This window comes from Pseudomonas sp. LBUM1652, from assembly GCF_059716105.1.
The window spans coordinates 3459265-3485576 of sequence record NZ_CP166804.1 but is presented as its reverse complement, the minus strand read 5'-3'; the positions used below and the strand labels follow the sequence as shown (position 1 = coordinate 3485576).

Annotated in this window: 26 protein-coding genes and 3 tRNA genes; 11 read left to right on the top strand and 18 right to left on the bottom strand. The window is 58.5% G+C overall.

The window, feature by feature from the left end; translation table 11 throughout:
* Window positions 1-4: 4 nt before the first annotated feature.
* The 5 genes from ACA069_RS15705 to ACA069_RS15685 form a co-directional block, all read right to left on the bottom strand.
* Window positions 5-1027 (bottom strand): ABC transporter permease, encoded by a 1023-nt coding sequence (locus ACA069_RS15705; RefSeq protein ID WP_305438116.1) that lies wholly within the window; start codon window positions 1025-1027, stop codon window positions 5-7.
* Window positions 1027-2088: a microcin C ABC transporter permease YejB gene (locus ACA069_RS15700; RefSeq protein ID WP_187679935.1), complete on the bottom strand. Its 1062-nt coding sequence runs from the start codon at window positions 2086-2088 to the stop codon at window positions 1027-1029. Before ACA069_RS15700 ends, ACA069_RS15705 begins: the two co-directional genes overlap by 1 nt.
* Window positions 2088-3956, bottom strand: a complete 1869-nt coding sequence (locus ACA069_RS15695; protein ID WP_497614184.1) for an extracellular solute-binding protein — start codon at window positions 3954-3956, stop codon at window positions 2088-2090. The genes ACA069_RS15700 and ACA069_RS15695 overlap by 1 nt, the downstream gene beginning before the upstream one ends.
* Before the next feature lie 133 nt (window positions 3957-4089).
* The gene (locus tag ACA069_RS15690; RefSeq protein WP_401263861.1) at window positions 4090-4371 is read right to left on the bottom strand and encodes a peptidylprolyl isomerase; all 282 of its coding nucleotides are present in this window, start codon (window positions 4369-4371) and stop codon (window positions 4090-4092) included.
* A 95-nt stretch (window positions 4372-4466) separates the two neighbouring features.
* The gene (locus tag ACA069_RS15685; protein WP_489879594.1) at window positions 4467-5336 is read right to left on the bottom strand and encodes a lipase family alpha/beta hydrolase; all 870 of its coding nucleotides are present in this window, start codon (window positions 5334-5336) and stop codon (window positions 4467-4469) included.
* A 335-nt stretch (window positions 5337-5671) separates the two neighbouring features.
* Here ACA069_RS15685 and ACA069_RS15680 point away from each other — a divergent pair, with 335 nt between their 5' ends.
* Window positions 5672-6757 (top strand): hypothetical protein, encoded by a 1086-nt coding sequence (locus tag ACA069_RS15680; protein WP_497614182.1) that lies wholly within the window; start codon window positions 5672-5674, stop codon window positions 6755-6757.
* 47 nt (window positions 6758-6804) lie between these two features.
* Here the strand turns inward: ACA069_RS15680 and ACA069_RS15675 are convergent, their stop codons facing one another.
* Window positions 6805-7881: a 3-deoxy-7-phosphoheptulonate synthase gene (locus tag ACA069_RS15675; RefSeq protein ID WP_497614180.1), complete on the bottom strand. Its 1077-nt coding sequence runs from the start codon at window positions 7879-7881 to the stop codon at window positions 6805-6807.
* 618 nt (window positions 7882-8499) lie between these two features.
* On the opposite strand from ACA069_RS15675, the gene ACA069_RS15670 reads away from it, so the two are divergent.
* From ACA069_RS15670 to ACA069_RS15630, 9 genes are all read left to right on the top strand, one after another.
* Window positions 8500-9261 (top strand): carbon-nitrogen hydrolase family protein, encoded by a 762-nt coding sequence (locus ACA069_RS15670; RefSeq protein ID WP_497614178.1) that lies wholly within the window; start codon window positions 8500-8502, stop codon window positions 9259-9261.
* Window positions 9258-9701, top strand: coding sequence for a GNAT family N-acetyltransferase (locus ACA069_RS15665; protein WP_497614176.1), 444 nt, complete (start codon window positions 9258-9260; stop codon window positions 9699-9701). Before ACA069_RS15670 ends, ACA069_RS15665 begins: the two co-directional genes overlap by 4 nt.
* Window positions 9702-9828: 127 nt before the next feature.
* Entirely contained in the window at window positions 9829-10470 is a 642-nt protein-coding gene (gene gacA, locus ACA069_RS15660; protein ID WP_016984198.1) for a response regulator transcription factor GacA, read from the top strand.
* Between the two features lie 2 nt (window positions 10471-10472).
* On the top strand, window positions 10473-12296 hold the full coding sequence (gene uvrC, locus ACA069_RS15655) for an excinuclease ABC subunit UvrC (protein ID WP_401263868.1): 1824 nt from the start codon (window positions 10473-10475) through the stop codon (window positions 12294-12296).
* 32 nt (window positions 12297-12328) lie between these two features.
* Window positions 12329-12889: a CDP-diacylglycerol--glycerol-3-phosphate 3-phosphatidyltransferase gene (gene pgsA, locus ACA069_RS15650; protein WP_007950102.1), complete on the top strand. Its 561-nt coding sequence runs from the start codon at window positions 12329-12331 to the stop codon at window positions 12887-12889.
* Between the two features lie 60 nt (window positions 12890-12949).
* Window positions 12950-13025, top strand: a tRNA-Gly gene (locus ACA069_RS15645).
* Between the two features lie 45 nt (window positions 13026-13070).
* Window positions 13071-13144, top strand: a tRNA-Cys gene (locus ACA069_RS15640).
* A gap of 194 nt (window positions 13145-13338) precedes the next feature.
* Window positions 13339-13425 (top strand) — tRNA-Leu (locus ACA069_RS15635).
* 180 nt (window positions 13426-13605) lie between these two features.
* Window positions 13606-14481, top strand: a complete 876-nt coding sequence (locus ACA069_RS15630; protein WP_497614173.1) for a LysR family transcriptional regulator — start codon at window positions 13606-13608, stop codon at window positions 14479-14481.
* A 78-nt stretch (window positions 14482-14559) separates the two neighbouring features.
* Here the strand turns inward: ACA069_RS15630 and ACA069_RS15625 are convergent, their stop codons facing one another.
* From ACA069_RS15625 to ACA069_RS15585, 9 genes are all read right to left on the bottom strand, one after another.
* Window positions 14560-14844 (bottom strand): hypothetical protein, encoded by a 285-nt coding sequence (locus tag ACA069_RS15625; protein WP_489879506.1) that lies wholly within the window; start codon window positions 14842-14844, stop codon window positions 14560-14562.
* A 261-nt stretch (window positions 14845-15105) separates the two neighbouring features.
* Window positions 15106-15336 carry a hypothetical protein gene (locus ACA069_RS15620; RefSeq protein ID WP_123449131.1) on the bottom strand — a complete coding sequence of 77 codons (231 nt, stop codon included), beginning with the start codon at window positions 15334-15336 and terminating at the stop codon, window positions 15106-15108.
* Between the two features lie 120 nt (window positions 15337-15456).
* A complete protein-coding gene (locus ACA069_RS15615; RefSeq protein WP_187679926.1) occupies window positions 15457-15687 on the bottom strand; it encodes a hypothetical protein in 231 nt (76 codons plus the stop codon).
* 71 nt (window positions 15688-15758) lie between these two features.
* Window positions 15759-17396: an ABC-F family ATP-binding cassette domain-containing protein gene (locus ACA069_RS15610; protein ID WP_497614171.1), complete on the bottom strand. Its 1638-nt coding sequence runs from the start codon at window positions 17394-17396 to the stop codon at window positions 15759-15761.
* Between the two features lie 146 nt (window positions 17397-17542).
* Window positions 17543-18580, bottom strand: a complete 1038-nt coding sequence (locus tag ACA069_RS15605) for a DNA topoisomerase IB (protein WP_497614170.1) — start codon at window positions 18578-18580, stop codon at window positions 17543-17545.
* 72 nt (window positions 18581-18652) lie between these two features.
* Window positions 18653-19732 (bottom strand): molybdenum ABC transporter ATP-binding protein, encoded by a 1080-nt coding sequence (modC, locus tag ACA069_RS15600; protein ID WP_187679923.1) that lies wholly within the window; start codon window positions 19730-19732, stop codon window positions 18653-18655.
* Between the two features lie 3 nt (window positions 19733-19735).
* Window positions 19736-20416, bottom strand: coding sequence for a molybdate ABC transporter permease subunit (gene modB / locus ACA069_RS15595; RefSeq protein ID WP_187679922.1), 681 nt, complete (start codon window positions 20414-20416; stop codon window positions 19736-19738).
* Window positions 20417-21184, bottom strand: coding sequence for a molybdate ABC transporter substrate-binding protein (gene modA / locus ACA069_RS15590; RefSeq protein WP_497614167.1), 768 nt, complete (start codon window positions 21182-21184; stop codon window positions 20417-20419). It lies immediately after the preceding gene.
* A 168-nt stretch (window positions 21185-21352) separates the two neighbouring features.
* Complete coding sequence (locus ACA069_RS15585) at window positions 21353-22417, bottom strand: NAD(P)H-dependent flavin oxidoreductase (RefSeq protein WP_497614165.1); 1065 nt, start codon at window positions 22415-22417, stop codon at window positions 21353-21355.
* A gap of 304 nt (window positions 22418-22721) precedes the next feature.
* Here ACA069_RS15585 and acuI point away from each other — a divergent pair, with 304 nt between their 5' ends.
* Window positions 22722-23705, top strand: a complete 984-nt coding sequence (acuI, locus tag ACA069_RS15580) for an acrylyl-CoA reductase (NADPH) (RefSeq protein WP_497614163.1) — start codon at window positions 22722-22724, stop codon at window positions 23703-23705.
* 8 nt (window positions 23706-23713) lie between these two features.
* On the opposite strand, the gene ada is transcribed toward acuI, so the two are convergent.
* The 3 genes from ada to ACA069_RS15565 all read right to left on the bottom strand — a co-directional run bounded on the left by ada (window position 23714) and on the right by ACA069_RS15565 (window position 26250).
* The gene (ada, locus tag ACA069_RS15575; protein ID WP_187679918.1) at window positions 23714-24781 is read right to left on the bottom strand and encodes a bifunctional DNA-binding transcriptional regulator/O6-methylguanine-DNA methyltransferase Ada; all 1068 of its coding nucleotides are present in this window, start codon (window positions 24779-24781) and stop codon (window positions 23714-23716) included.
* A gap of 87 nt (window positions 24782-24868) precedes the next feature.
* Entirely contained in the window at window positions 24869-25534 is a 666-nt protein-coding gene (alkB, locus tag ACA069_RS15570; RefSeq protein WP_497614161.1) for a DNA oxidative demethylase AlkB, read from the bottom strand.
* A 5-nt stretch (window positions 25535-25539) separates the two neighbouring features.
* Window positions 25540-26250 carry a 2OG-Fe(II) oxygenase gene (locus ACA069_RS15565; RefSeq protein WP_497614159.1) on the bottom strand — a complete coding sequence of 237 codons (711 nt, stop codon included), beginning with the start codon at window positions 26248-26250 and terminating at the stop codon, window positions 25540-25542.
* Window positions 26251-26312: the final 62 nt, after the last annotated feature.

Here is a 26312-nt window from a genome sequence, read left to right as displayed (position 1 = left end):
CGCTTCAGGATCGAGGGTCGAAGGCGTCACGTAACGCCTCGCCGATGAACACCAGTAAAGAAAGGATCAGCGCCAGGGTGAAAAACGCCGTCAGCCCCAGCCAAGGCGCCTGCAGATTCTGCTTGCCCTGACCGATCAGTTCGCCCAGCGAAGCGCTGCCGGCCGGCATGCCGAAACCGAGGAAGTCCAACGCGGTAAGGGTGGAAATCGCCCCGGTCAGAATGAACGGCAAGTAGCTCAATGTCGCATTCATGGCGTTGGGCAAGATGTGCCGGACAATCACTTTGCGGTCAGTCAGACCAAGGGCTCGCGCGGCTTTGACGTATTCCAGATTACGCCCGCGAAGGAACTCGGCACGAACCACGTCCACCAGCGCCAGCCAGGAAAACAGCGCCATGATTCCCAGCAGCCACCAGAAATTCGGCTCGACGAAACCGGAAAGGATGATCAGCAGGTACAGCACCGGCAGTCCCGACCACACCTCAAGCAGACGTTGCCCGATCAAGTCGACCCAGCCGCCGTAGTAGCCCTGCAACGCGCCGGCAGCGATGCCGATCAGCGCACTGACAAACGTCAGCATCAGGGCAAACAGAATCGATACCCGCGCGCCGAAGATCACCCGCGCCAAGACATCCCGCGACTGATCGTCGGTGCCCAGCCAGTTGACTGCCGTGGGCGGGCTCGGTGCCGGTTTGGTGAGGTCGTAGTTCGGTGTGTCGTCGCTGAAGGGAATCGGCGGAAACAGCAGCCAGCCACCGTCCTTGCGGATGAGGTTCTGCACATAATCGCTGCGGTAATCGGCCTGGAACGGCAGTTGTCCGCCGAACTCCTGCTCGGTGTGGCGCTTGAACACCGGGAAGTACCACTGGCCCTGATAGCTGACCACCAGCGGCTTGTCGTTGGCGATCAGTTCGCCACCCAAGGTGACAATAAACAGCCCGATAAACAGCCACAACGACCACCAGCCACGACGGTTCTTCTTGAATCGCTCAAAGCGACGACGGCCCAAAGGCGAGAGCTTGAACATCAGGCGTTCCTCGCGGCGAAGTCGATGCGCGGATCAACGAGGGTGTAGCACAGGTCGCCGATCAGTTTTATCAGGAGGCCGAAGAGGGTGAAGATGAACAACGAGCCGAATACCACCGGATAATCCCGGGAAACCGCTGCTTCGTAGCTCATGCGGCCGAGGCCGTCGAGGGAGAAGATTACTTCGATCAGCAGCGAGCCGGCGAAGAACACGCTGATGAAGGCTTGAGGAATGCCCGACACCACCAACAGCATTGCATTGCGAAACACATGGCCATAGAGCACCCGACGCTCACTCAGACCCTTGGCCCGTGCGGTAACCACGTATTGGCGGGTGATTTCATTGAGGAACGAGTTTTTGGTCAGGATCGTCAATGTCGCGAAACCGCCGATCACCAGTGCCGTCACCGGCAGCACCAGGTGCCAGAAGTAGTCGGCGATCTTGCCCAGGGTCGACAGCGATTCGAAGTTGTCCGACACCAGCCCCCGTACTGGAAACCAGTTCAGTGAGGTGCCGCCGGCGAACAGCACGATCAGGAACATCGCAAACAGGAACGCCGGCATTGCGTAACCGATGATGATCGCCGTGCTGCTCCAGATATCGAAATGGCTGCCATGGTGCACGGCTTTGCGGATGCCCAGCGGTATCGACACCAGATAGGTAATCAGCGTCGCCCACAGACCGAGGGAAATGGTCACCGGCATTTTTTCCAGGATCAGGTCGGTGACCGTCGCGCCGCGAAAGAAGCTTTTGCCGAAGTCCAGTTGCGCATAGTTCTTGAGCATCAGCCACAGACGTTCATGAGCGGGCTTGTCGAAGCCGTACTGTTTTTCGATGTCTTTGATCAACTGCGGGTCGAGACCACGGCTGGCACGGGATGTGCCACTCATGGTTTCGCTCGCGCCGCCGCCGACACTGGCACCACCGATACCTTGCAAGTGCGCGATCGCCTGCTCGACCGGGCCACCCGGCGCGGCTTGAATGATCACAAAATTCACCAGCAGGATGATCACCAGTGTCGGAATGATCAGGAGCAGGCGCCGCAGTATGTAACCCCACATCAGTGCGGTCCTCCGGGTCTGCCGCGAGAGATTTTTTCAGCGGTCATCTGTTGATTGGTCAGCGGTGTGCTGCTGATTTCCCACCAGCTCTCGATGGCTTCGTCATTGCTCGCCTGAACCGACGGCATGCCGAAACGGTTCCACCAGACAGTCGAGGTACCCGGCGGATAGTAGTTGGGAATCCAGTAGTAATTCCATTGCAGCACCCGGTCCAGCGCGTGGGCGTAGTGCAGCATGTCGGATTGGGTCGAGGCGCGCATCAGGCCGTTGATCAAGGTATCAACCGCCGGGTTTTTCAACACCATGTAGTTGTTGGCGCCCGGATCGTTGGCCGACGCTGAACCGAAGTAGTTGAGCAACTCGCCACCCGGAGACGTGGTGACGGGGTAGCCGGTGACGATCATGTCGTAATCGCGGCTCATCAGGCGGTTGACGTATTGCGAGGAGTCGATACGGCGAATATTGAGATCGATGCCGATCTGTTTCAGCGTGCGCTTGTACGGCAGCAACAGACGATCCATGCCGTTCTGGCTGACAAGGAAGGTAAAACTCAGTGGCTCGCCTTCGGCGTTGACCAGTTGATCGCCATCGGGTTTCCAGCCGGCCTGTTCCAGCAAATCGAGGGCTTGCAACTGCTTGTCGCGGATCAGGCCGCTGCCATCGGTTTTTGGCGCTTCGAATACTTTTGAGAAGACTTCGTCGGGAATCTGCCCACGCAGCGGCTCAAGGATTTTCAACTCTTGCGCATCGGGCAGTTCGCGAGCCGCGAGTTCGGTATTGGAAAAGTAGCTTTGCTGGCGGATGTACAGGTTGCGCATCATCTGCCGGTTGCTCCACTCGAAATCCCAGAGCATGGCCAACGCCTGACGCACGCGCCGATCCTGGAAAGTCGGTTTTTGCAGGTTGAACACAAAACCCTGGGCCGATTGCGGCGCTTCGGTGGCCAAGTGGGCTTTTTGCAGGCGCCCGTCGCTGAGGGCGGGGCTGTCATAACCGATCGAGTAGCCGGTGGCGGAGAACTCTCGGTTGTAGTCGTAGGCGCCGCCGCGCAACACCTGACGTGCAACGTCGGTGTCGCCGAAATACTCGATGCTGAAGTGATCGAAGTTGTACAGGCCGCGGCTGACCGGCAAATCCTTGCCCCACCAGTCGGGATTACGCTCAAACGTAATGCTGCGCCCCGAATCGACTTTGCCGACACGATACGGGCCGCTGCCCAGCGGTGGCTCGTATCCGCCACCGCCGGCGAAATCGCGGTTCTTCCACCAATGTTCGGGGAACACCGGCAGGGTCGCGATATCCAGCGGGAGGGTGCGGTTTTCATTACTTTTGAAGTCGAAACGCACAGTCAGCGGCGCTTCCACTTCGACGCCTTTGACGTCGGCGAATTGGGTGCGGTAGCGCAGGCTGCCCTGGGTCATCAACAAATCGTAGGTATAGCGCACGTCTTCGGCGGTAATCGGTTTGCCGTCGGCGAAGCGTGCTTTGGGATTGATGAAGAAACGCAGCGACAGGCCGTCGTCCGAGCGCTCCATCTTCTGTGCGACGAGGCCGTAAACGGTGTAGGGCTCATCCATCGAACGCTGGGCCAGCGGCGAATAAAGCAGGCCGTCGATCTGAGTGACGCCGATGCCTTTGTCTATATAAGGAAGGAGATGGTCGAAGTGACCGATTTCGATCGCCGAGCGGCGCATCGTTCCCCCTTTGGGGGCCTGCAGGTTGGTGTAATCGAAGTGACTGAAACCGGCAGGGTATTTGGCAGGTTCGCCATACACGGTCAACGCATGTTGCGGTGCCGCGTTCACACCGGCGGCGCCCGACAGCAGGGCGAGGGCGGTGAGCATCAATGTGGGGAAAACCAGTCGCATTGTCAGCCTTGGAACCGGGTAATCGATAAGCGCAAGTTGTACGCGAGAGGCGCGTCAGTCGCCAGCCGTATGTGTAACTGAAACACAACGGCCCACCAGAAGGCGGGCCGTTGGACAGCGCTCAGGCGACGGATCAGTCCTGACGGCTGGTGACTTCCAGCAGGTGATAACCGAACTGGGTTTTTACCGGGCCTTGCACGACGTTGATTGGCGCGCTGAATACCACGGTGTCAAATTCCTTGACCATTTGGCCTGGACCGAACGAACCCAAGTCGCCACCCTGACGGCTGGATGGGCAAGTGGAGTTGGCCTTCGCGATTTCAGCGAAATCAGCGCCGCCTTCGATCTGGGCCTTGAGTTCGTTGCATTTGGCTTCGTCGGAAACCAGGATGTGACGGGCAGTGGCTTTAGCCATGAGAAAACTCTCCAATCTATTTCAATAAAGTGCGGAGCCTACCGGATTCAGTGGTCGAATTCTCGGCAAAGTTCCGTTCGGTTGTCATGGCCTGATCAGAGATTCGCTGCTTGCAGGCGCGCGGCATGCTCAACGTAAAGGTCTATCGGGTCGAACTGACCGGTTACCTTGCCGGCGCAATGGCGCAGGCTGCTCAGATGATCCAGCGGATAGTCGGAACGGATGACTTGACCCAAGTGAGAGCTGAAACGCCCGACGAAGCCGTCATTCTGCTCCCCCTCGGTCATGAAATACTGCGACAGCGCCCGGCAGGCTCCCTGCACCGGGTCGAGTGTTGCTAGCCCAATGGCCGGAAGAACGCCGCTCCAGGAGTAATACCGTACACCATTGACCTGTTCGGGGCCGTGTCCGCCCCAAGTGCCGGGTAATCCCTGTGGAAACCTGTCGTTGAAGTCACCCACTCCCTCGGTCGTCAGTGCATTGAGCGCCGCCAATGCATTCTGCGGCAGCGTGGTACTGCCGCTAAGCAACGAAAGAAAATCGGCAAATACCGTCGCCACGTTCTGCGCGACGACTTCCGGCAGCCGACCTGGAACCAGGGCCTTGCGCAAAAAGTCAGCCAATTCCGAGCCATGATTGGGGCCGCTGACTGAAGTCACTGAGGCCACGGCGTGTGGGGCAAGCGCTGCGGCGTATCGAGCTGCCAAAGCTCCCTGGCTGTGCCCGATGAGATTGACTTTTTCGGCACCTGTGCCCCGCAGGACACTGTCAATCTGCGTCAGCAGTTGCTTACCCCTGACTTCATTGTCGTGGGTGGCGGAGAGGTGTGGAACGAACACTCGGCAGTCAGCGGTTTTCAAAGCGTCCTTGACGTCATGAAACAGCTCGAAATGGCCGATACGCTCAAATCCAAACAGGCCGTGTACCAACAGTATGGGATAACGAGTTGTAGCACTCCGTTGCATGTTCTTACCTTTTTCGCAGAAGTTCATCGGGGAAATCTGTTGGCCACTCTAAAACACACACCTCGTTGAAGAAGTACGAAGAGGCTTCACTTGGCCGTTGAATTCGGACTAGAGGCTGTACGAATTTTCAGATACTTACGAAATCCAAATCGGAAGTTCTAGCCGTCCTCCGCCTGGTGAAGGTCGATTTAGTGTTGGTTGCCTACCGGGCTTGTAGCTTTTGCGCCATGGCTGCGGTGTATCGGGCTGATATCGAGAACACCAGCAATCGCGTTCAATGTTGGCTGTCGACGCCGTCATGAAGACAGCGTTTTATCCAGGGAATGGAGTTGCGAATGAACATGCATGAAATCGAGTTTTGCTATCGAATGCGTCACCCCGCCAGCCCCAAGGCGACACATGAACAGTTGCCAGCAGCAACGCTTGATTCTCTACAGGGGAGCGTGCTCGATCCCGCTCTGAGCAAGGCCGTCGTTCGTATCGCGCCTTATGCAAACATGGCGTGTGGCGATCAGTTGCTGATGAGTTGGGAGGGGCTGGATGTCGAGGGTTTTGTTTATCAGCACGAAATGGTCCGCTTTGTCAGCGAAGCTCAGGTAGGCAAAGACGTCGTCTTCGTTATCAAAGGCATGCACGTCGCGGCCCTGGATGGCGGTTCACTGGAGGTCTACTGGACACTTGTCAGCGCGGCCCTGCCCGAACCTGCATCGTCTGCGCGCTTGCAACTGACAGTGGGGGATTCAAGGCCTCAGTTACTTGCCCCGCACGTCGAAGGTGCAATCGGTGGGGCCCTGGATCCGGCGCGGGTCGTGGAAGGGGCACTCGTCACTCTCCAGCCCTACGCACGAATGGCGGCAGGCGATCAGGTGTCACTGAGCTGGTGCGCAGACGCGTCATCCGCATCGTTCCACGACAGATTGAAGGTCGAAACCTTTGCTGTTTCAGATTTGCTGTCTTTCTGGGTTCCACCTGAGTACATCGCAGCAAATCTCGGTGGTGAGGTGTCGGTACGCTACCGAGTCGAGCAGTCCAATGGCGTGGCACGTGAGTCCGAGCCGACGAGGATTCTCATCAACCCGTTTCTTCGTGGCGAACTGGACGCACCCGACGTACTTGAAGCTGAGGACGGCGTACTGCTTGCGGAAAACTCGATTGATGGCGTAACCGTCGTGATCGGCAACGCTCAGGCGCAAGAGGGTGAGCTGGTTTATCTCAAATGTGACGGAGACTTTTTCAATCATCGGGATGATCGCGAAATCACCCGGGAAACCGCAGGAAAGCCGCTGATTTTTATCGTTCCACATCGCTTCTGGCGCGAGCACCACGGATCTTCCGTGCGCGTTGCGTACACGGTTGAGCGTTTGGACGATGTCAGTCAGGAGTCCGCAGTGACGCGGGTGCAGGTAGAGGCGAAGCTGTAACGCTGACGGCCCTCCAGTTTGAATAAGCCGGAGGGCCTGTCTCGCAATCAGCGTCTGGCGTGTGCGCCAAGACGCTGAGCAGCATCGACCAACAATCGCTCTGTTGCGCTGAAACCGAGGCAGCCATCAGTGATCGAAACGCCGTAGCGCAGCGATGCACTCAGCGGCTGACAGCCTTCGAACAAATGAGACTCCAGCATCATGCCGATGAGTGAACGATCACCGTGTAAGCGTTGTTCAAGCACTTCATTGAAAACGCCAGGTTGACGCAATGGGTCTTTGCCGCTGTTGGCGTGGCTGCAATCGACCATGATTCGGCTCGGGATCTTCAGTCGGTCCAGATCGGCGTGAATGCTGGCAATGCTTTCGCGATCATGGTTGGGGCCTTTATGTCCGCCGCGCAGTACCAGATGGGTGTCAGGGTTGCCAGGCGTCTGGATGATGGCTGGGTGTCCCTGGCTGTCGACCCCGAAATGGCGATGCGGGTGTGAGGCCGAGCGCATGGCATCGACAGCCACGGTCGCGCCGCCGTCGGTGCCATTTTTGAATCCTACCGGCATGTTCAAGCCGCTGGCCATCTCGCGATGGATTTGTGATTCGGTTGTGCGTGCGCCAATGGCAACCCAACTGAGCAAGTCGTCGAAGTAGCCAGCTGCCATGGGTTGCAACAATTCGGTCGCCACGGGCAAGCCGAGACGGATCATTTCCAGCATCAGCCCACGGGACAGGGACAGGCCTGCGGCCATGTCATCACTACCGTCCAGGTGCGGGTCATAAGCCAGGCCTTTCCATCCGACTGTAGTGCGCGGTTTTTCGATGTAGGCACGCATCACCAGCAGCATTTCATCGCTGACTTCTTCTGCCAGGCGGGCGAGTTTTCCGGCGTATTCAAGAGCGGATTGAGGGTCGTGGATAGAGCAGGGGCCAACGATTACCAGCAGGCGCTGGTCCTCACCGTTGAGGATCGCGCGAACCGCTTGGCGGTGGGCGGCGACTTGTTGGCTCAAGGCATTGCTCAATGGCAATTGCTGTTTGAGTTGCAACGAGCTGGGCAGACGCAGGGTCAGTGCTTCGTTGGCAGAATCGAGGGTGGACAGTGGCAGAGCAGAAACTGACGAGTTCATATTCGGTCTTCCTGGGCTGGCGGCGGGCTTTTCCCGCGCGCTCGGCCCTACTGGGGTGTTCGACAATTGGCCGTATTGGCTACGTGTGCATGTTTGCCACCTGTAGGTGACCGATCGGAGGCGGCAGGCTGTCCCGAGCGGAGGCTGCTAAATCGCCAGGCGCTAAAGCTGTCGTAACGGTAATAAGTGGCGTAGTTCATTGCGTAAATCCTCAAGGTGTCTGATGTGTTGCTGAAAAATCTTGGGCCTGAAAAAACAAAACCCCCGGTCGGGAAGCCGACCGGGGGTTGAGAAATCTCTGGTAGGCGACCCGTTTTTATGGGCGCCGTTTGGGTATCAGGCGCGCCAGTGGCTAAACCAATACCCAAAATAAAAGCTGACCGGAGCGCAAACGTCATTCGCCCGGGCAGCCGCAACCGAGCGCAGTGCGCTGGCGGTACGAAGCTGTGAGAGGGCGTTGAACATGGTCTGTCTCCGATGAATGCGCCGAGCTTACTAGAGGCCGACACGCCTCAGCAATCAGAAAATGCTATAGCGCGGCTAGCCAAATGCCTATTGCTTGAGCGCTGCATGAGTTGTGACACACTCAGCGTTTTGCCTGATGACCAAGGTTGAATCATGTCGACATTGAACATTGCAGCCGCCCAGACTACTTCCATTGCTGGCGATCTTGCCGCAAACATCGCCAGCCATATGCGCTTCATCGAGGTCGCGGGGGAGCAGGGTGTGGAGTTGCTGGTGTTTCCTGAGCTGTCACTGACCGGCTACGAAGGCGAGGTGGCTGCGGCATTGGCCATCGATCCACAGGATGCTGTGCTTCAGCCACTACGGGATCTGGCGCACGCACTGGGTGTGACGGCTGTCGTCGGCATGCCGATTCGACTGAAACACAGTTCGGCGGTATTGATTGGCGCACTGGTTCTGGGCGCCGACGGATCGCTTGGGGTGTACAGCAAACAACATCTGCACTCGGGCGAGGAGCGGGTCTTCGCCGCTGGGTTCGGCGGGTCACCCCTGAGCATCGGTAACGATAAGGTAGCGCTGGCGGTCTGCGCCGATTTCTCTCATGCCAGCCATGCGGCTGCGGCCGCTGATCTAGGCGCCGACCTTTACGCTGCGGGTGTGTTAATCAGTGAGCAGGGCTACGACGCAGACGCCGCGGTGCTGCAGGGTTATGCCCGACAACATGCGATGGCGGTGCTGATGGCCAACCATAGTGGCCTTACCGGCGGTTGGCAGTCGGCGGGGCGTAGCGCGATTTGGTCCGAGGACGGTTCACTGATTGCTGCGGCGCCGGGGTCGGGTGATCTTCTCGTGGTCGCCCGGCGTGACGCCGGTGCATGGCAGGGGCGAGTCATTTACGTGGAACAGGCTCAATGACATTCCAGGCACGCCCTGCGACAACAGAGGACCTGGCGTTTTCGCGCTACCTTACTTGTCAGAACATGCTGCGTTACTACATTCACCATGACCTGTTGTGGCAGGACGAGGCATTCGATGTTGCATGGCTGGGGCGCGAGAACTGGCTGATATTGCGCGATGAGGTGCCGGTAGGTTTTTTCAGTCTCAGCCGAGATGCGCGGGCACTGTATATTCGTGAGCTGCAGATTGCTGAAGCCTTTCAGCGGCAGGGTGCAGGTTCCTGGGCGATTGATCAGGTTATTGGCATGGCTCATCAGGAAAGGCGCCCGGCTTTGCGACTCACCGTGTTTGAAAATAACCCGGCGAAATATTTGTATGAAAGAAAAGGACTACGCGTGCAAGGCGAGGACGAGTGTTTCCTGCGGATGCAGCTGGATATCGGTACACCTGTGCTCTGAAACCCACGGCGGGCAAGCCCTCAATGATGAATTGAAACTTTTTAAATGATGCTTGCCGCTAGGTCTGTCCGGTACTTTTTGCTAAGGTGTCCGGCATCCCAATAAGACCATATCGCGAGGTGTCTGCTTGATTAGGGTGCTAGTGGTCGATGACCACGATCTCGTTCGTACAGGCATTACACGGATGCTGGCCGATATTGATGGCTTGCAGGTGGTGGGCCAGGCCGAATCCGGGGAAGAATCCCTGATCAAGGCCCGAGAGTTGAAACCCGATGTGGTGTTGATGGACGTCAAGATGCCCGGCATCGGCGGCCTGGAAGCCACGCGAAAACTGTTGCGCAGTCATCCGGACATCAAAGTGGTCGCGGTTACGGTGTGTGAGGAGGATCCTTTTCCTACTCGGTTGCTGCAGGCAGGTGCTGCTGGCTATTTGACCAAAGGCGCGGGTTTGCCGGAGATGGTTCAGGCCATTCGCCTGGTCTTTGCCGGTCAGCGCTATATCAGCCCGCAGATTGCTCAACAATTGGCGATCAAGTCCTTTCAGCCGTCCAACGATTCGCCCTTCGACGCTTTATCCGAGCGTGAAATCCAGATCGCTTTGATGATTGTCGGCTGTCAGAAGGTGCAAATCATTTCCGACAAGTTGTGCCTGTCGCCGAAAACCGTTAACACCTATCGCTACCGTATTTTCGAAAAGCTTTCGATCAGCAGCGACGTCGAGTTGACACTGTTGGCGGTTCGTCACGGCATGGTTGATGCCAGCCTCTGACCATGATTGAAACATTCGATTCCAGCGCCTTCCTGTCTACCGTCAGCGGGCGCCCCGGCGTCTATCGCATGTTCGACAGCGATGCGCGCCTGTTGTATGTCGGCAAGGCCAAAAACCTTAAGAAGCGCTTGGCGAGTTACTTTCGCAAGACCGGGCTGGCGCCGAAAACGGCTGCATTGGTTGGTCGCATTGCTCAGGTCGAAACGACCATCACCGCCAACGAAACGGAAGCGCTGCTGCTTGAACAGACACTGATCAAGGAATGGCGGCCGCCGTACAACATCCTGCTACGCGACGACAAATCCTATCCCTATGTTTTTCTGTCAGATGGGCAGTTCCCGCGTTTAAGCATCCATCGCGGGGCAAAAAAGGCCAAGGGCAAATACTTCGGGCCTTATCCAAGTGCCGGCGCCATTCGCGAAAGCCTGAGTTTGCTGCAAAAGACGTTTTTCGTTCGTCAGTGTGAAGACAGTTACTACAAGAACCGCACACGCCCATGTCTGCAATATCAGATCAAGCGATGCAAGGCACCTTGCGTCGGGCTGGTCGAGCCTGATGTTTATGCCGAAGACGTGCGCCACTCGGTGATGTTTCTTGAAGGGCGCAGTCATGCGCTGACCAATGAGCTGTCCACGGCAATGGAAGAGGCGGCGATCAACCTTGAGTTCGAGCGTGCCGCCGAGCTGCGTGATCAGATCGCATTGCTACGCCGCGTGCAGGACCAGCAGAGCATGGAAGGGGGCACGGGTGATATTGACGTCATCGCTGCCTTCGTCAACCCGGGCGGTGCCTGCGTGCATCTGATCAGTGTCCGTGGCGGACGCGTGCTGGGCAGCAAGAATTTCTTCCCGCAAGTCGGGATCGAAGAAGACGTTTCTGAAGTCATGGCGGCGTTTCTTGGGCAGTATTTCATCAGCAGCCCGGAGCGCGACCTGCCGAGCGAACTGATTGTTAACGTCGTGCATGAGGACTTCCCGACACTGATCGAGGCGATTAGTGAACTGCGCGGTCGCGAATTGGCCATCAGTCATCGGGTGCGCGGCACCCGCGCGCGCTGGCAGCAACTGGCCGTCACCAACGCAGAACAGGCGTTGGGCGCACGCCTTGCCAATCGGCAGCACACGGCAGCGCGTTTTGATGCACTGGCTGAGGTGTTGAACCTGGATGAGCCGCCACAGCGTCTGGAATGCTACGACATCAGTCACTCCAGCGGCGAGGCTACGGTCGCGTCCTGCGTGGTCTTTGGCCCGGAGGGCGCAATCAAGTCGGATTACCGTCGCTATAACATCGAAGGTGTCACGGCAGGTGACGACTATGCCGCCATGCACCAGGCGCTGACGCGACGATTCAGTAAGCTCAAGGACGGCGAGGGCAAGTTACCGGATATTCTGCTGGTCGACGGTGGCAAGGGGCAGCTATCGATGGCCCGTGACGTTCTCAATGAGCTTGCAGTCCCGGATCTGATCTTGCTCGGTGTGGCCAAAGGCGCAACCCGCAAGGCCGGCTTTGAAACTTTGTATCTGAATGATGCCGCGCACGAGTTCACCTTGCGCGGCGACTCACCCGCATTGCACTTGATTCAGCAGATCCGCGATGAGGCCCACCGATTCGCAATTACCGGACACCGCGCACGCCGCGGGAAAACCCGCCGCACGTCCACACTGGAAGGCGTTGCCGGCGTCGGGCCGACCCGACGTCGCGACTTGTTGAAACATTTTGGTGGATTGCAGGAGCTGTCTCGTGCAAGCATCGAAGAGATCGCCAAAGCCCCGGGGATCAGTAAAAAGCTCGCAGAGTCGATTTATGCAAACCTGCATAGCGAGTAGAATGCCCCTTCACCTCGTAGCCAGTTGTGCCGATGAATATCCCTAATCTGATTACCGTTCTACGCGTCCTGCTCATTCCGATCTTCATTTTGCTGTTCTATCTGCCTTACCAGTGGAGTTACATGGCCTCCGCCTCGGTGTTTGCCTTTGCGGCAGCCACCGACTGGCTGGATGGTTATCTGGCCCGCCGTCTGGAACAAAGCACTCCGTTCGGAGCTTTTCTTGATCCGGTCGCCGACAAACTCATGGTTGCGGTGGCGCTGGTACTGCTGGTGCAGGAACACGGCAATCTCTGGCTCACGCTGCCGGCTGCCGTGATCATCGGTCGTGAGATTGTCGTATCGGCATTGCGTGAATGGATGGCCGAACTCGGCGCCCGTGCTCATGTAGCTGTATCGAATCTAGGCAAATGGAAAACCGCTGCGCAGATGCTGGCGCTGGTCATTCTACTGGCCAATCCGAAAGACTTCAGTTTCTGGGTGATCCTCGGTTATGCCTTGCTGATGGTGTCGGCAGGTCTGACTTTGTGGTCGATGGTTCAATACCTTCGCGCTGCCTGGCCACATCTGAAAACCGATGTTGAAAAGAAATAAAACTTTTTTGAATCAAAGGGTTGACGGGGCTTCTGAAATCTATAGAATGCGCCACACCAAGCGGGAATAGCTCAGTTGGTAGAGCACGACCTTGCCAAGGTCGGGGTCGCGAGTTCGAGTCTCGTTTCCCGCTCCAATTTGTACGTGTTTGTTGTTGTGCTACTGACAGCAGATGCTTTGAGGCCGAGTAGCAAAATGGTTATGCAGTGGATTGCAAATCCACCTACGCCGGTTCGATTCCGACCTCGGCCTCCACTATAAGCAAGCTCCGTAGATCCATGATTTACGGAGCTTTTTTATTTCCAGTGCGCTGCAAGATTTTGTCTTGAATACGGCCATTGCGAACTTGCTTCACCGGGAAGTGATGTATATATTTCCCGCTCTGCTGCTTAGCGTGCATCCTGTCAGGATTGCGACTCGGCAGTTGAAATGAGCTACACCGCGCTACCGCCCGAATGGCGAAACTGGTAGACGCATGGGACTTAAAATCCCCCGCTCGTAAGGGCGTGCCGGTTCGATTCCGGCTTCGGGCACCATGAATATCAAGGGCTCGCATGAGATTTCTCATGCGAGCCCTTATTTTTTGCCCGCCATAATATGGACTGTGCACCGCGATTCACTCGCAAATAGTCATATCCTTCGACGAGCCATAGCCCACGTGATTTTTTGTAACGTCACCATTGGCTCCTGCCTTGTAGGCCCAAAGAAAGTCACTCTTGGAACGTCGCCGGCGCAACCGGGTAATCCACGTAGCCACGGTGATCGCCACCAAAGAAAGTGCTCGGCTGACGCGCCAAGTGGCGGGACTGGAAAACGAGCTCGGCGCCAGCCTGCTCAACCGCACGACTCGCAATACCAGCGTTACTGTCGCCGGGCAAACCTATTTCGAGAAAGCCGTGGCCATTCTCGACGCCATCGATGAGGCCGACGCGGTCGTCGCCGATCGTGGCAGCGAGGCGCAAGGCCGACTGCGAATCAGCGTCCCCGTCGAGTTTGGCCGACGCATCATTGCGCCGCATTTGAGTCGCCTGCTGGATCGTCATCCGGGGCTGGAAATCAGCCTGTCGCTGAGCGACCAGGTCAGTGATCTTTTGAGTGAGCAGATCGATGTTTCCGTGCGCCTCGGCTCCTCGGTGGTCAGCGACGATATCGTCAGCAAGCGGGTAGGGGCGTTCCAGCGCTGGGTGGTGGCCAGCCCGGATTATTTGAGTCGGCACCCGACGCCATGCCATCCCCGCGACCTGCTCGAACACCAATGTCTGCGCTTTGATTACGCTGGCTTCCACCTGCACTGGACCTTTCAGGGCGACGAAGAAACCATCCAGCTCAACGTCCACGGTCGCCTGCAAAGCAACAACGCCGATATTCTGCGCGAAGCATCAATAGCGGGCGGCGGGGTGACATTGCTGGCCGATTGGCTGGTGCGCGACGACGTCGCGGCAGGGCGACTCACCCGATTGCTGGAACACTATGAGGTCAATCCCGGCAGTGCGAGCAGTTGCATCAATGCGCTGTATTTGCCCAATCACCGGGGGTCTAGCCGGGTCAATGTGTTTATTGATTTTCTTGAGGAGATTCTCGCTGCGAGATAGATCCCTGGCGAAACTGTCTTCTGAGTAACAACTAACGCAAAAATGGGCCGACTTGCTCGGCCCATTTTTTATCCCGCTCTAAACAAATGCCTGCCCGGCAAATCCACGAGGCAAGCGTTGAAGCCCGGCCATCGCCGTGAGCCGCTCGATCCATTCTGCGCGCCAGTTTGTTGCGCCATGAGTGGTTTTTGCGTGCCGTGCGCTACGTCGGGCTGCATTGCGTTGATCTTTTCTCGCCTGTTTGTAGGCATCGGTATTACGGCAACTGCGGCACTTCACGCGATTGAGTTCCTTGCTCGCAGTGAGTTGCTTGCCTTTGTGGCCGCAGGCCAGATGCCCTTCGACGTTGAAATGGATAACCATGGACCGTCTCCTTCGTGACGTGTACAGGTTATGACAACTCGTAGATAGCGCCGTTCGGTGAGTGGAACTGCAGGCAAAAAAACACCCGCATGCGGGCGGGTGAGAGGGGGACTTTCTAAAGGAGTAATTTCACTTTAAGCGCTTAGATGTGATGGTTATGTGAAAAGAACCAAATCCCTGAGCGAAGAATATAAATGCCGCACAGGCGACGCCGCGGTGGCACAAGCGTCACCGCGTATGAAGCCTTATTGCCAACCGGTGCTATCTGAACCGAGGTAGCGGCCGATCGATTGGCTTGAGCGCTGTCAGCGTGTTGCGAATCAGCGGCGCGTCTTTCTCGATGTCGTTCAGGCGATCGCGGATGCGCAGGGCGGTCGGGTGTCCGCCTTGGTGATCGACCCAGTCGGCGATCTCTTTGCAAGCGGCCGCGAGGCGCGCCTGCCGGGCGTCGAGCAGGGTGAGGAGGGTGGTGATGGACTCTTTTTCGGACATGGAACACCTCCGTTCGTGAAACCGTTGAGCGGCAGCAAAAAGCCCGCTATTTGCGAGCCTTCTGCCGTTGGGGCGCCGCTCCTTCAGCTGGTTTCAGTATAGACCCGCTTCTGCTCGGCATCAGCCGGAAGACTCGCGGGCCGGAATGGGCGAACTGACTGCATTGAGACGTGTGCATTCGCGCCGAGCGTCTGCTTCCGCGTCGTAGCCATCGCCGATGAAGCCGCCTGTTCGGGTATCGCAAATGCGGAACCAGCCAATGGCTTCGGCGGGATCATGCTGGCTGTCCTCGGCGCGTCGACCGTGAATAATGATCTTGTTGCAACGCTTCACGACGAAAATGTCTTCCATGGCGTCACCGCAGCTGATTCGTGTCACATCAACTATAGAAGCCCCCGGCGATCGTGCAAAAAATAGACAGGTCAACTCGTCGGTTGCAGGTGCCAGCCTTGCGGATGCCAAATCAAATCGTGGGTCGGGTTTAAGGCGCGTAGAAACGTTTGATCATGGGAAACGGCGACGATCGCCCCGGGAAATGTCTGCAATGCCCGCTCGAAAGCTTCCACGGATGCCAGATCAAGATGATTGGTCGGCTCATCAAGCAGCAACAATTGCGCCGGCGTCTGGCGCCACAATGCCAGGGCCAGCGCGGCTTTCAGGCGTTCACCGCCACTGAGCGAGGCACAGGGCAAGGTGACGCGCTGCGCATTAAGTTGCAGATGCGCCAGATAGCTGCGCAAGGTGCCTTCGTCCAATGGCGTTTGTTGTGCCTTCAGTTGCTCAAGGATGGATGTCCGCTCATCCAGCAGCGTCAATTGTTGATCGATGAACGCAAAAGGCACGTGGGTCAGGCATTCACCGCTCACAGGTCTCAGCTCATTGGCGAGGATGTTCAGCAGAGTCGATTTGCCACACCCGTTGGGGCCGCTGACAGCAATGCGCATCGGCCCGTGGATGGCGAGGCTCACCCGCGTAGAAGGCGCACCAATCGGCAGCCATGGCAGGCACGCATCGACCAGTGTGCAGACCTGACGCTTGCTCGGCACGACGTTGCCCGGCAGGTTGATCAGCACCCCGTCGGCGGGCACGACGTTCGCATAAGCGTCGCGCACACGAGTATCCAGATCGGATTTACGTGCCTGATGCCCGTGGCGCACCTTGCCCATGATTTCTCGCGCAGCCGCTTTAGCGGCCACTCGTTCGAAGCTGGCCACGTTGGCAGTCTCAGCTTTACGCCGGCTGCCGGCAGCATGGCGCTGGATCGCATCGTGCTCGCGTTGCAGTCTCGAACGCTCGCGCTGGCGTTCGATCCGGGCTTGATCAAATTGAGCTTGCGCAGCGGCTTGATGGATTCGGCGTTGTTCGGCAAATTCCGAATAACAACCGCTGAAGACGCTGGCGCCCAAAGGCGTGAGTTCAACGATTTTGCGCATTTGCTCCAACAACTGCCGGTCATGGCTGACGACGATCAAGCCACCGCGCCATTCTTCGAGTTTTTTCGTCAGCCACTGCCGGCCCGCGCTGTCGAGATGATTGGTCGGTTCATCCAGCACCAGTAATTGTGCCGGGCTCAGCAGCGCGCCAATCAGGGCGATCCTGGCTTGTTGGCCGCCGCTGAGGTTGGCCGTCAGATCGTTCGCCGCGATGTCGGTCAGTCCGCACTCATCGAGTAACTGGCGCAAGCGTTCCGGCAAATCCCAGCGTTCGCCAATGATGTCGAAATCCCCGGCACTGGCCTGCCCCAGGTTGAGTCGCCCCACGGCCGCCAGAACGGAGGCCGCGCCTGTTGCGTCGGCCACGGTTTGCCCCGGTGGTGCGACGAAGTTTTGTGAGACGTAATGCACAGTAAAAGAACTCACCACGCTGCCGGTTGTGGGCCGCAGCTGCCCGGCAATTAGCCGCGCGAGTACGCTTTTGCCGACACCGTTGCGTCCGACGAGGGCGGTCGGCAGATGATCGAATGTCAGATTCAGGTCGTTGAAAATCGTCTCGCCATTGGCGAATTGAAAACCCAGTTGATTCAGCGAGACGAGTGCGGGCGTACGCGAGACGTGAGTCATCGGCACCTCCAGAAAAATGTCGTGAAAACTGACAGGCGCCGTTTGCGGCGTGTCGCGATTACATTTTCAGAGGGCTGAGTTGTTCACTTCTGCGGTCGTCCTGAGGAGGGGAAAGGTGGCTAGCCTAGAGGACGACGCGCAATCGATCAAGGTGTAGCCGTTATCTCGCTCATGCGTTCGAGAAACATCGCCAACGCTACTTCCTCGGCGCGCAAACCCTTGCGTACACGTGGCCGGGGCAATTCGGCGAGGGCGCCGAGCATGAATTTTTCCACCACCGCCGGGTGGATGTAGCACTTGCGGCACACCGCTGGCGTGTTGCCCAACTGTTTGGCGACACCCTTCACCATTTCCACCACGTGCCGTTTGGCTTCCGTTTCGGACTCGTGTTTAAGCTCGCGCAAAACCGCCAATGCCAAGGCACTGCCGGCCCAAGTGCGATAGTCCTTGGCAGTGAAATCGGCACCGGTAAGGGTTTGCAGGTAAGTGTTGACGTCGGAGGAGCTGACGGTGTGCCGCTCGCCGTTTTCGTCCAAGTACTGGAACAGGTTCTGCCCGGGAAGCTCCAGGCAGCGCTTGACGATCCGCGCCAGGCGTCGATCTTTCACGGTGATTTGGTGTTCGATGCCGCTCTTGCCCCGGAACTGGAACAGGATCGCACTGCCGTTAACCTCGACATGCCGACTGCGCAGGGTGGTCAGGCCGTAGGAGCGGTTGTCGCGCGCGTACTGCGTATTGCCGACCCTGATCAGCGTGGCGTCGAGCAGGGTGATCACCGTGGCCATGACTTTGTCGCGGCTGAATCCGGGGGCCGTCAACAGGGTTTCCAGCTGTTTGCGCAACTTCGGCAGCGCCAGACCGAACTCGCGCAGCCGCGAGTACTTGTCGGCGTCGCGCACTTCGCGCCACCGCGCGTGATAGCGGTATTGCTTGCGGCCACGGGCATCGCGGCCGGTGGCTTGCAGATGGCCGCGTGGGTCGAGACAGATCCACACGTCGGTGTAAGCCGGCGGCACGGCGAGGGCGTTGATGCGTTTGATTTCGTCGGGATCGGTAATGCGCTGGCCCGACGGTTCGAAGTAGCTGAACTTGCCCCGCAGTTTTTTGCGGGTGATGCCGGGCTGTGTGTCATCGACGTAATGCAGGTCGGATGGCAGTGCATCGGTCAGCGCGGTGTCGGGCATGGCGGCTTCCTTCGTTGGCGCGGCGGTCTGTAAAACGATTGACCGCGCACTGATGCCGTCGTGCCAACGGATTTAGGCGAGCACCGCGACTGCCTTGATTTGCGCCCAGAGTTGCTGACCCGGACGCACACCCAGTTGGTCGCGCGAGTACCGTGTGATGCGTGCCAGCAGCGGAGTGCCGCCAGCGTCGAGACGGATCAGCACATGGGCGGCGTTGTCTGCCGCTTGCTCGCTGATCACGGTCACCGGCAGGCGATTGAGGATGCTACTGAAAGCGTCGTTGTGCAGGGCCAGGCTGATGTCGCGCGCGTGTACCTTGCAGCGCAAGGCCTGGCCCACGGCCATCGGTGCATGAGTGACGCGGATGTTCATTTCGGTGGCCGGCAGTTGCAGGCTCAGCAACTGATAGTCCGTATCGTAGGCGCTGACCTGACCTTCAATGATCACGCCGGCGTCATCGCCCATTGCCATCGGCAAGTCCAGACGGGCGAGGGTTTCGCCGATCGGGCCGCTGGCCAGGGCCTTGCCATCGTTGAGCAACACCAGATGGTCGGCCAGACGAGCGACTTCATCCTGCGCATGGCTGACATACAGCACCGGAATATCCAGTTCGTCATGCAGGCGTTGCAGGTAAGGCAGGATTTCGTTTTTGCGCTGGCTGTCGAGCGCGGCCAGCGGCTCGTCCATCAGTAGCAGTTTCGGACTGGTCAGCAGCGCGCGAGCGATGCCGACACGCTGACGCTCGCCACCGGACAAATGCTGCGGATGCCGCTCGAGCAAATGACCGATCCCCAGCAATTCGGTAGCGTGCGCCATGTCTACGCGACGCTGCGACTTGGCGATGCGCTTGAGGCCGAATTGCAGATTGGCCAGCACCGACAAATGCGGGAACAGGCTGGCTTCCTGAAATACATAACCCAGTGCGCGTTTGTGCGGCGGGACGAAAATACCGTTTTCGCTGTCCTGCCAGACTTCTTCGTTGATCCGGATAAAACCGTGGTCGGCGCGCTCAAGCCCGGCAATACAACGCAGGCAGGTGGTTTTGCCCGAACCGGAATGGCCGAACAGTGCGGTGACGCCGCGGCCCGGCAAGTGCAGATCGACATCCAGGCTAAAGCCTGAGTAAGCCAGTTGAAGACGTGCATCAATCATTGATCAGCTCCAGCCCGCGCGGGTTTTACGGCTGGAGTACAGCACCAGCAACACCAGAAACGAAAACACCAGCATCGCGCCCGCCAGCCAGTGAGCCTGGGCGTATTCCATCGCTTCGACGTGGTCGTAGATTTGCACGGAGACCACGCGGGTCTTGTCGGGAATATTGCCGCCGATCATCAGCACGACGCCGAACTCACCGACGGTATGCGCGAAGCCCAGGATCGCCGCAGTGACAAAACCGGGACGGGCCAGCGGCAGGATCACGCTGAAAAACGTGTCCCACGGGTTGGCGCGCAACGTCGCGGCCACTTCCAACGGGCGGGTGCCGATCGCCGAGAACGCGTTTTGCAACGGTTGCACCACGAAAGGCATGGAATAGATCACCGAACCAATCACCAGTCCGGTGAAACTGAACGTCAGGGTGCCGAGCCCCAGCCATTGGGTGAACTGGCCGAGAAAGCCGTGTGGCCCCATCATCAGCAACAGATAGAAGCCGATGACGGTCGGCGGCAGCACAAGGGGCAGGGCGACGATCGCCCCGATCGGGCCGCGCAGCCACGAGCGGGTGCGCGACAGCCACAGGGCGATCGGAGTGCCGACAATCAACAGGATCACGGTGGTCAGGGACGCCAGTTTCAGGGTCAGCCAGATCGCCGCGAAATCAGCACTCGTCAGCGACATTTAGAGCTGATAACCGTAAGACTTGATCACCGCAGCGGCTTTCGGGCCTTTGAGGTATTCAACCAGCGCTTTGGCAGCGGCGTTGTCCTTGCCTTTGTTGAGGATCACCGCGTCCTGTTTGATCGGGTCGTGCATGCTGGCCGGGACGATCCACGCCGAACCGCTGCTGACTTTGCCGTTCTTGTAGATCTGCGACAGCGCCACAAAGCCCAGTTCGGCGTTGCCGGTGGAGACAAACTGATAGGCCTGAGTGATGTTCTGGCCTTCAACGATTTTGGCTTTGGTGGCTTCGGTCAGCTTGAGCTTTTCCAATACCTGTGTGGCGGCCAAGCCGTATGGCGCGGCTTTAGGGTTGGCGATGGACAGGTGCTGGTATGCGTTCTTCTTCAGCACTTCACCCTGGGCATCGACGTAACCGTCCTTCGCCGACCACAGCGCCAGAGTGCCGATGGCGTAGGTGAAGCGCGAGCCTTTAACCGTGTCGCCTTCTTTTTCGAGTTTTTCCGGGGTGGTGTCGTCGGCCGAGAGGAACACTTCAAACGGCGCGCCGTTCTTGATCTGAGTGTAGAACTGGCCGGTGGCGCCATAGGCTGCGATCAGTTTGTGCCCGGTGTCTTTTTCGAAGTCGGCTGCGATGGCTTGGATCGGAGCGGTGAAGTTGGCTGCAACCGCTACCTGTACTTCGTCAGCCTGAACTGCGCCAATGGCGAAGACCGCCAGCAAGGATGCAAGGCAGGCAGGGGCAAAACGTGAGGCAAGAATGGTCATGTAACAGCTCCGTTATTGGCGGTGCAGAGGGCAGTTCTTATTGGAATGGACTGCGCCGATGCAGAGGTGAAATCGCTATATAGCGAAATATATAGCGAAATGCCGCCAAACGGGAAGCTCTGCTGGGAATCAGGGTAAAGACCTTTGCTCCCTCACCCTGTTCACCCTTCAACGACGAGTCAGCTTAGCCAACGCACCTTCGGCCAATTGCCGCGTCAGCTCGGCGCTACTGATGTCCTTGCCCAGCGTGAAGGCCTGACCGGCCCACAGGTTGGCGAACTGCGCGTCATCTTCCGCACGCAATGGCATCAATGCTCCACCGGCCAATGGAAATGCCGGTGCTTTCGGCGACATCGGCCCCAGTTCACGCATGACGCGGTTGAGAATGCCGCGAGCGGGACGTCCGGTGAAAAGGTTGGTGATCGCTGTTTCGCTTTCTTTGGCCGTGCGCAGGGCCTTGTGATGCGAGGCGCTGACTTTCGCTTCGGGGGTGAACAGATACGCGGTGCCGACCTGTACCGCCGAAGCGCCCAGCATGAACGCCGCCGCAACACCGCGGGCATCGGCAATCGCCCCGGCGGCAATCACCGGCACTTTCACTGCATCGACTACCTGCGGCACCAGGGCAAACGTGCCGACCTGGCTGCTCAAGTCATCACTGAGAAACATCCCGCGATGGCCTCCGGCCTCATAGCCCATGGCGATGATCGCGTCGCAACCGTTCTGCTCCAGCCAGACCGCTTCATCGACGGTGGTTGCAGAAGAGAGGATTTTTGCGCCGGTGGCCTTCACTCGATCAAGCAAGGATTTTTCCGGCAGGCCGAAGTGAAAACTCACCACCTCAGGCCGGAATTCCTCCAGCACTTCGCACGCCGCCGCATCGAACGGCGCCCGGTTGGACACGGGTGTTGGCGCATCGAAGTCGACGCCTAACTCGCGGTAGTACGGCTCCAGCAGATTCTTCCAGTCGCGCGCCCGCTGCTCATCGGCTGCGGGCGGCTGGTGACAGAAAAAATTCACGTTGAAAGGCTTGTCGGTGTGCTGACGAATCGTCTTCAGTTCTTCGCGCAACTGCTCGATGCTCAGCAACGCCGCCGGCATCGACCCGAGGCCGCCGGCGTTGCACACGGCAATCACCATGGATGAGTTCGTGGCACCGGCCATTGGGCCCTGGATGACTGGCAGTTCAATGCCGAGCAAGTCGACGATGCGGGTATCTGGCCATGGGCTCATGGGAGCGGTTCTCCGAACGATAAAACGGGGCAGGGACGGTAGAGCCGGTTTTTTAACAGTAAAACCGGATAAAGGGCCACTCTGAAATACAGAACGTCACATTCAGATTTTCAGCGTTGACGGAATCTGCCTCCGCCAAATGAATGGTTCAGGAATTGCGAGCAGCTGTGAAAACCTCGGGTACGCTGATTGCAAAAGTTGTTGGCGGGGATTCGCCGATTGGCGGAAAGTCGAGTGTGGCAACCTGTTGCGATGTGCTATTTGAATGGCATGACTACCGCAAACCCTTCCATGAGAGGCCATCATGTTCAACGGTATTTTGATCAATAAAGACGACAACGGTTACCGCGCCAACCTGCAACAGATCAACGAAGAGCAGTTGCCCGAAGGCGATGTCACGGTCAACGTCGCCTACAGCACGTTGAATTTCAAGGACGGTCTGGCGATTACCGGCAGCAGCCCGGTGGTGCGCAAATTTCCGCTGGTGCCGGGGATTGATCTGGCGGGCACGGTCGAAGTCAGTTCCCATCCTGACTATAAAGTGGGCGACCAGGTGCTGCTCAATGGCTGGGGCGTCGGCGAAAGCCACTGGGGTGGCCTGGCGCAAAAGGCCCGGCTCAATGGCGACTGGCTGATTCCGTTGCCCAAGGCTTTTACGGCAGCACAGGCGATGGCCGTCGGTACCGCCGGGTACACTGCAATGCTGTGCATTCTGGCGCTCGAACGTAATGGTGTGACCCCGGAGCAGGGCGAGGTACTCGTCACTGGCGCTAACGGCGGCGTCGGCAGTTTCGCTATCGCGCTACTGAGCAAGCTAGGCTATCGAGTAGTGGCGTCCACCGGCCGGGTAGCCGAGCATGAATACCTGAAGCAGTTGGGCGCCAGCGAAATCATCGACCGCGCGACCCTCTCCGAACCGGGCAAGCCGCTGGCCAAGGAACGCTGGGCAGCGGTAATCGACTCGGTCGGCAGCCATACGTTGGCCAATGCCTGCGCCAGTACGCGTGCAGAAGGTACCGTCGCCGCGTGCGGTCTGGCGCAGGGCATGGATTTTCCAGCGTCGGTAGCGCCGTTCATTTTGCGTGGTGTCACCTTGGCGGGTATCAACAGCGTGACCCAACCCAAGGCGCGTCGCCTTGAGGCGTGGGATCGTCTGGCCCGGGATCTGGACTTCACTTTGCTGCCATTGATCAGTCATGAAATTGCCTTGAGCGAAGTCATTGAAGCCGCGCCAAAACTACTGGCGGGGCAACTTCGCGGACGGGTTGTGGTTGACGTCAATCGCTGATTAAGTCGCTAAGGCTGCGTCTCGCGCTCAAGCAATTGCCGTTTGCGCTCCACCCCCCAGCGGTAGCCCGAGAGATTGCCATCGCTGCGCACCACGCGGTGGCAAGGGATCGCCACTGCCAGGCGGTTGGCCCCGCACGCTTGAGCCACGGCGCGCATGGAGGTCGGCGCGCCGATGCGCTGGGCAATCTCGGTGTAACTGGCGGTGCTGCCGAGCGGAATTTCCCGAAGCGCCTGCCAGACGCGTTCCTGAAAAGCCGTGCCGCGCACATCCAGCGGCAAATCCAGGCCAATGGCCGGTGTCTCGATAAAACCCACCACTTTGGCGATCAACTGTTCAAATCCAGAGTCGGCGCCAATCAGGTTCGCCTTGCGGAACTGGTCCTGGAGGTCACACACCAGTTGGTGAGGATCGTCGCCTAGCAGGATCGCGCAAACGCCGCGTTCGCTCTGTGCCACCAGAATCGCCCCGAGTGAACATTGCCCAACGGCGAAACGTATGTCGTTGTTCCGCCCGGCGGCGCGGTAGTCGCCGGGCTTCATTCCCAACAACTGATCGGCGGCTTCATAAAAACGGCTGTTGGAATTGAAACCCGCGTCATACAGCGCATCGGTCACAGAACCTCCGTCCGCCAGACGTTCACGGACTTTGCGCGAGCGGTGCGCACTGGCGTAACCCTTGGGCGTCAGTCCTGTCGCGGCTTTGAATACACGGTGGAAATGAAAGGGGCTTAACCCGGCTTTCTCAGCGAGTTCGTTGAGTGCCGGCAAGGTTTCGGCGGACTCGATCTGGCGGCAGGCTGTCGCCACCGTGGCGGCATGCTGAGCGCTCACGTCACTCTGATCCTTGCTGGCTCGTTTGCTGGGGCGATAACCGGCGGCTTCAGCCTGTTGGGCGGTGTCGAAGAACTCGACATTCTGTGGTTTCGGCAACCGCGCAAGACTGCTCGGGCGGCAGTAAATGCCAGTGGTTTTCACGGCATAGACAAATTGCCCGTCTGCCCTTGGATCCCGCGCTACCACGGCGGCCCAACGTGGATCGTCTTCAGCGTTGACGCGGGTTGAAAGCGTTTTCATGGTGGGTAATCCGTTGACCTGTTTGATTCAGGTTAACCAGCGTGGGCGGACGCAACACTCCGGGCCTTGCGGTCAAACTTTTGCAGCTTATCCAGCAACGCGAAAAGTCAGATTGATCCGTTGTTCACCCAGTCGTGGATGCCGACCCTGCTTGATCGGTAAAACCCCATGAAAGCGCAAGCGATCGACGCCGCCCCAGATCACCATATCGCCATGCAGCAAAGGAATTCGCTGGCTCTTGTCGCTTCGAGCGAATCCGCCGAACAGAAACATCGCCGGCAACCCTAGCGACAGCGAAACGATCGGCGCCGCGTAGGCGTTTTCGTCTTTGTCCTGATGCAGTGACATCTTCGCGCCGGGGACATATTGGTTGATGAGACAGGAGTCTGCCTTGAAGTCGGAAAACCCCGATTCCAGCGCCGCCGCATGCGCCAGCTCAGCAAACACTGCTGGCATCTGCGGCCAAGGCAATCCGCTAAGCGGATCGACACGCGAGTAACGATAGCCGCTGCGATCGGTGATCCAGCCCAGCTCCCCACAACTGCTGGTGCCCACCGACATGCTGAAACCGCCCGGTGTGACCATGTGGCGAAGCGGGGCGGCGACAAGAATGGCATCCAGCGCCGGCAGCAATTGCTCGATAAGCGGCAGGGCAAACCCGCGAAGCACCCACGATTGTTCGCCGATCTGTTCGGCGCGTGATTGTTGTGCGGGTTCGTTGTCAGCGAACAAATCGAACGTGTGAGGCTGCATGGCGGTTATGTGGCGTCGTGAAAGATGATGCCTAGGGTATGCCTTTTTCCACTGTGCAGGCGACTGACACCATGACGCATGGTCACCCGATAGTCACCGCGCACGCCTTTGACCGGACGTTGGTTGACAGCAAAAATCACCGCGTCGCCTTTCTTCAAGTCCAGCACTTGCGGCCGGGACTGCATGCGCGGGCGTTGTTCGGTGAGCACAAACTCGCCGCCGGTAAAGTCGTGCCCGGGCTCTGACAGAAGAATTGCCACTTGCAGCGGATAAACCCGTTCGCCATACAGGTCTTGATGCAGGCAGTTGTAGTCCTGTGGGCCGTACTGCAATAACAGAGGAGTAGGGCGTAACTGCCCGGCGCTATGACAGCTCTGCAGAAATGCTGCGTGGGTCGGCGGGAAGCGAGTGGGCAGGCCCATCCGTTCGTGCCAGCGGTTGGCGATTGGCACCAGGCGCGGATAGAGCGCAGTGCGCAGACGTTCTACGGTCGTAGGAAGTGGATAGCGGAAGTACTTGTATTCGCCGCGACCGAAACCGTGGCGGGCCATGATGACCTGCGAACGAAAGGGTTCGGTCTGCGGATACAGGCCGCTCAAGCGATCACAGCTCTCGGCATGCAGCAGCGAACGGATGATCGCGCAGCCGTCCTGATCCAGTTGCTGTTCCAGGCTGACCCAGTCGAGCGCATCCAGCCGGGAGGGTGACATCGACATGCTGACTCCTTGACTCAAGGTCGAGGCGGTCAGTCTAGGCAGGCCCCAGCGGCAGATCACTC

Excerpts from the sequence above, each read along its gene's own strand:
- ACA069_RS15705 (WP_305438116.1), bottom strand. The coding sequence starts at position 1,027 with ATGTTCAAGCTCTCGCCTTTGGGCCGTCGTCGCTTTGAGCGATTCAAG.
- ACA069_RS15700 (WP_187679935.1), bottom strand. The coding sequence starts at position 2,088 with ATGTGGGGTTACATACTGCGGCGCCTGCTCCTGATCATTCCGACACTG.
- ACA069_RS15695 (WP_497614184.1), bottom strand. The coding sequence starts at position 3,956 with ATGCGACTGGTTTTCCCCACATTGATGCTCACCGCCCTCGCCCTGCTG.
- ACA069_RS15690 (WP_401263861.1), bottom strand. The coding sequence starts at position 4,371 with ATGGCTAAAGCCACTGCCCGTCACATCCTGGTTTCCGACGAAGCCAAA.
- ACA069_RS15685 (WP_489879594.1), bottom strand. The coding sequence starts at position 5,336 with ATGCAACGGAGTGCTACAACTCGTTATCCCATACTGTTGGTACACGGC.
- ACA069_RS15680 (WP_497614182.1), top strand. The coding sequence starts at position 5,672 with ATGAACATGCATGAAATCGAGTTTTGCTATCGAATGCGTCACCCCGCC.
- ACA069_RS15675 (WP_497614180.1), bottom strand. The coding sequence starts at position 7,881 with ATGAACTCGTCAGTTTCTGCTCTGCCACTGTCCACCCTCGATTCTGCC.
- ACA069_RS15670 (WP_497614178.1), top strand. The coding sequence starts at position 8,500 with ATGTCGACATTGAACATTGCAGCCGCCCAGACTACTTCCATTGCTGGC.
- ACA069_RS15665 (WP_497614176.1), top strand. The coding sequence starts at position 9,258 with ATGACATTCCAGGCACGCCCTGCGACAACAGAGGACCTGGCGTTTTCG.
- uvrC (WP_401263868.1), top strand. The coding sequence starts at position 10,473 with ATGATTGAAACATTCGATTCCAGCGCCTTCCTGTCTACCGTCAGCGGG.
- pgsA (WP_007950102.1), top strand. The coding sequence starts at position 12,329 with ATGAATATCCCTAATCTGATTACCGTTCTACGCGTCCTGCTCATTCCG.
- ACA069_RS15625 (WP_489879506.1), bottom strand. The coding sequence starts at position 14,844 with ATGGTTATCCATTTCAACGTCGAAGGGCATCTGGCCTGCGGCCACAAA.
- ACA069_RS15620 (WP_123449131.1), bottom strand. The coding sequence starts at position 15,336 with ATGTCCGAAAAAGAGTCCATCACCACCCTCCTCACCCTGCTCGACGCC.
- ACA069_RS15615 (WP_187679926.1), bottom strand. The coding sequence starts at position 15,687 with ATGGAAGACATTTTCGTCGTGAAGCGTTGCAACAAGATCATTATTCAC.
- ACA069_RS15610 (WP_497614171.1), bottom strand. The coding sequence starts at position 17,396 with ATGACTCACGTCTCGCGTACGCCCGCACTCGTCTCGCTGAATCAACTG.
- ACA069_RS15605 (WP_497614170.1), bottom strand. The coding sequence starts at position 18,580 with ATGCCCGACACCGCGCTGACCGATGCACTGCCATCCGACCTGCATTAC.
- modC (WP_187679923.1), bottom strand. The coding sequence starts at position 19,732 with ATGATTGATGCACGTCTTCAACTGGCTTACTCAGGCTTTAGCCTGGAT.
- modB (WP_187679922.1), bottom strand. The coding sequence starts at position 20,416 with ATGTCGCTGACGAGTGCTGATTTCGCGGCGATCTGGCTGACCCTGAAA.
- modA (WP_497614167.1), bottom strand. The coding sequence starts at position 21,184 with ATGACCATTCTTGCCTCACGTTTTGCCCCTGCCTGCCTTGCATCCTTG.
- ACA069_RS15585 (WP_497614165.1), bottom strand. The coding sequence starts at position 22,417 with ATGAGCCCATGGCCAGATACCCGCATCGTCGACTTGCTCGGCATTGAA.
- acuI (WP_497614163.1), top strand. The coding sequence starts at position 22,722 with ATGTTCAACGGTATTTTGATCAATAAAGACGACAACGGTTACCGCGCC.
- ada (WP_187679918.1), bottom strand. The coding sequence starts at position 24,781 with ATGAAAACGCTTTCAACCCGCGTCAACGCTGAAGACGATCCACGTTGG.
- alkB (WP_497614161.1), bottom strand. The coding sequence starts at position 25,534 with ATGCAGCCTCACACGTTCGATTTGTTCGCTGACAACGAACCCGCACAA.
- ACA069_RS15565 (WP_497614159.1), bottom strand. The coding sequence starts at position 26,250 with ATGTCGATGTCACCCTCCCGGCTGGATGCGCTCGACTGGGTCAGCCTG.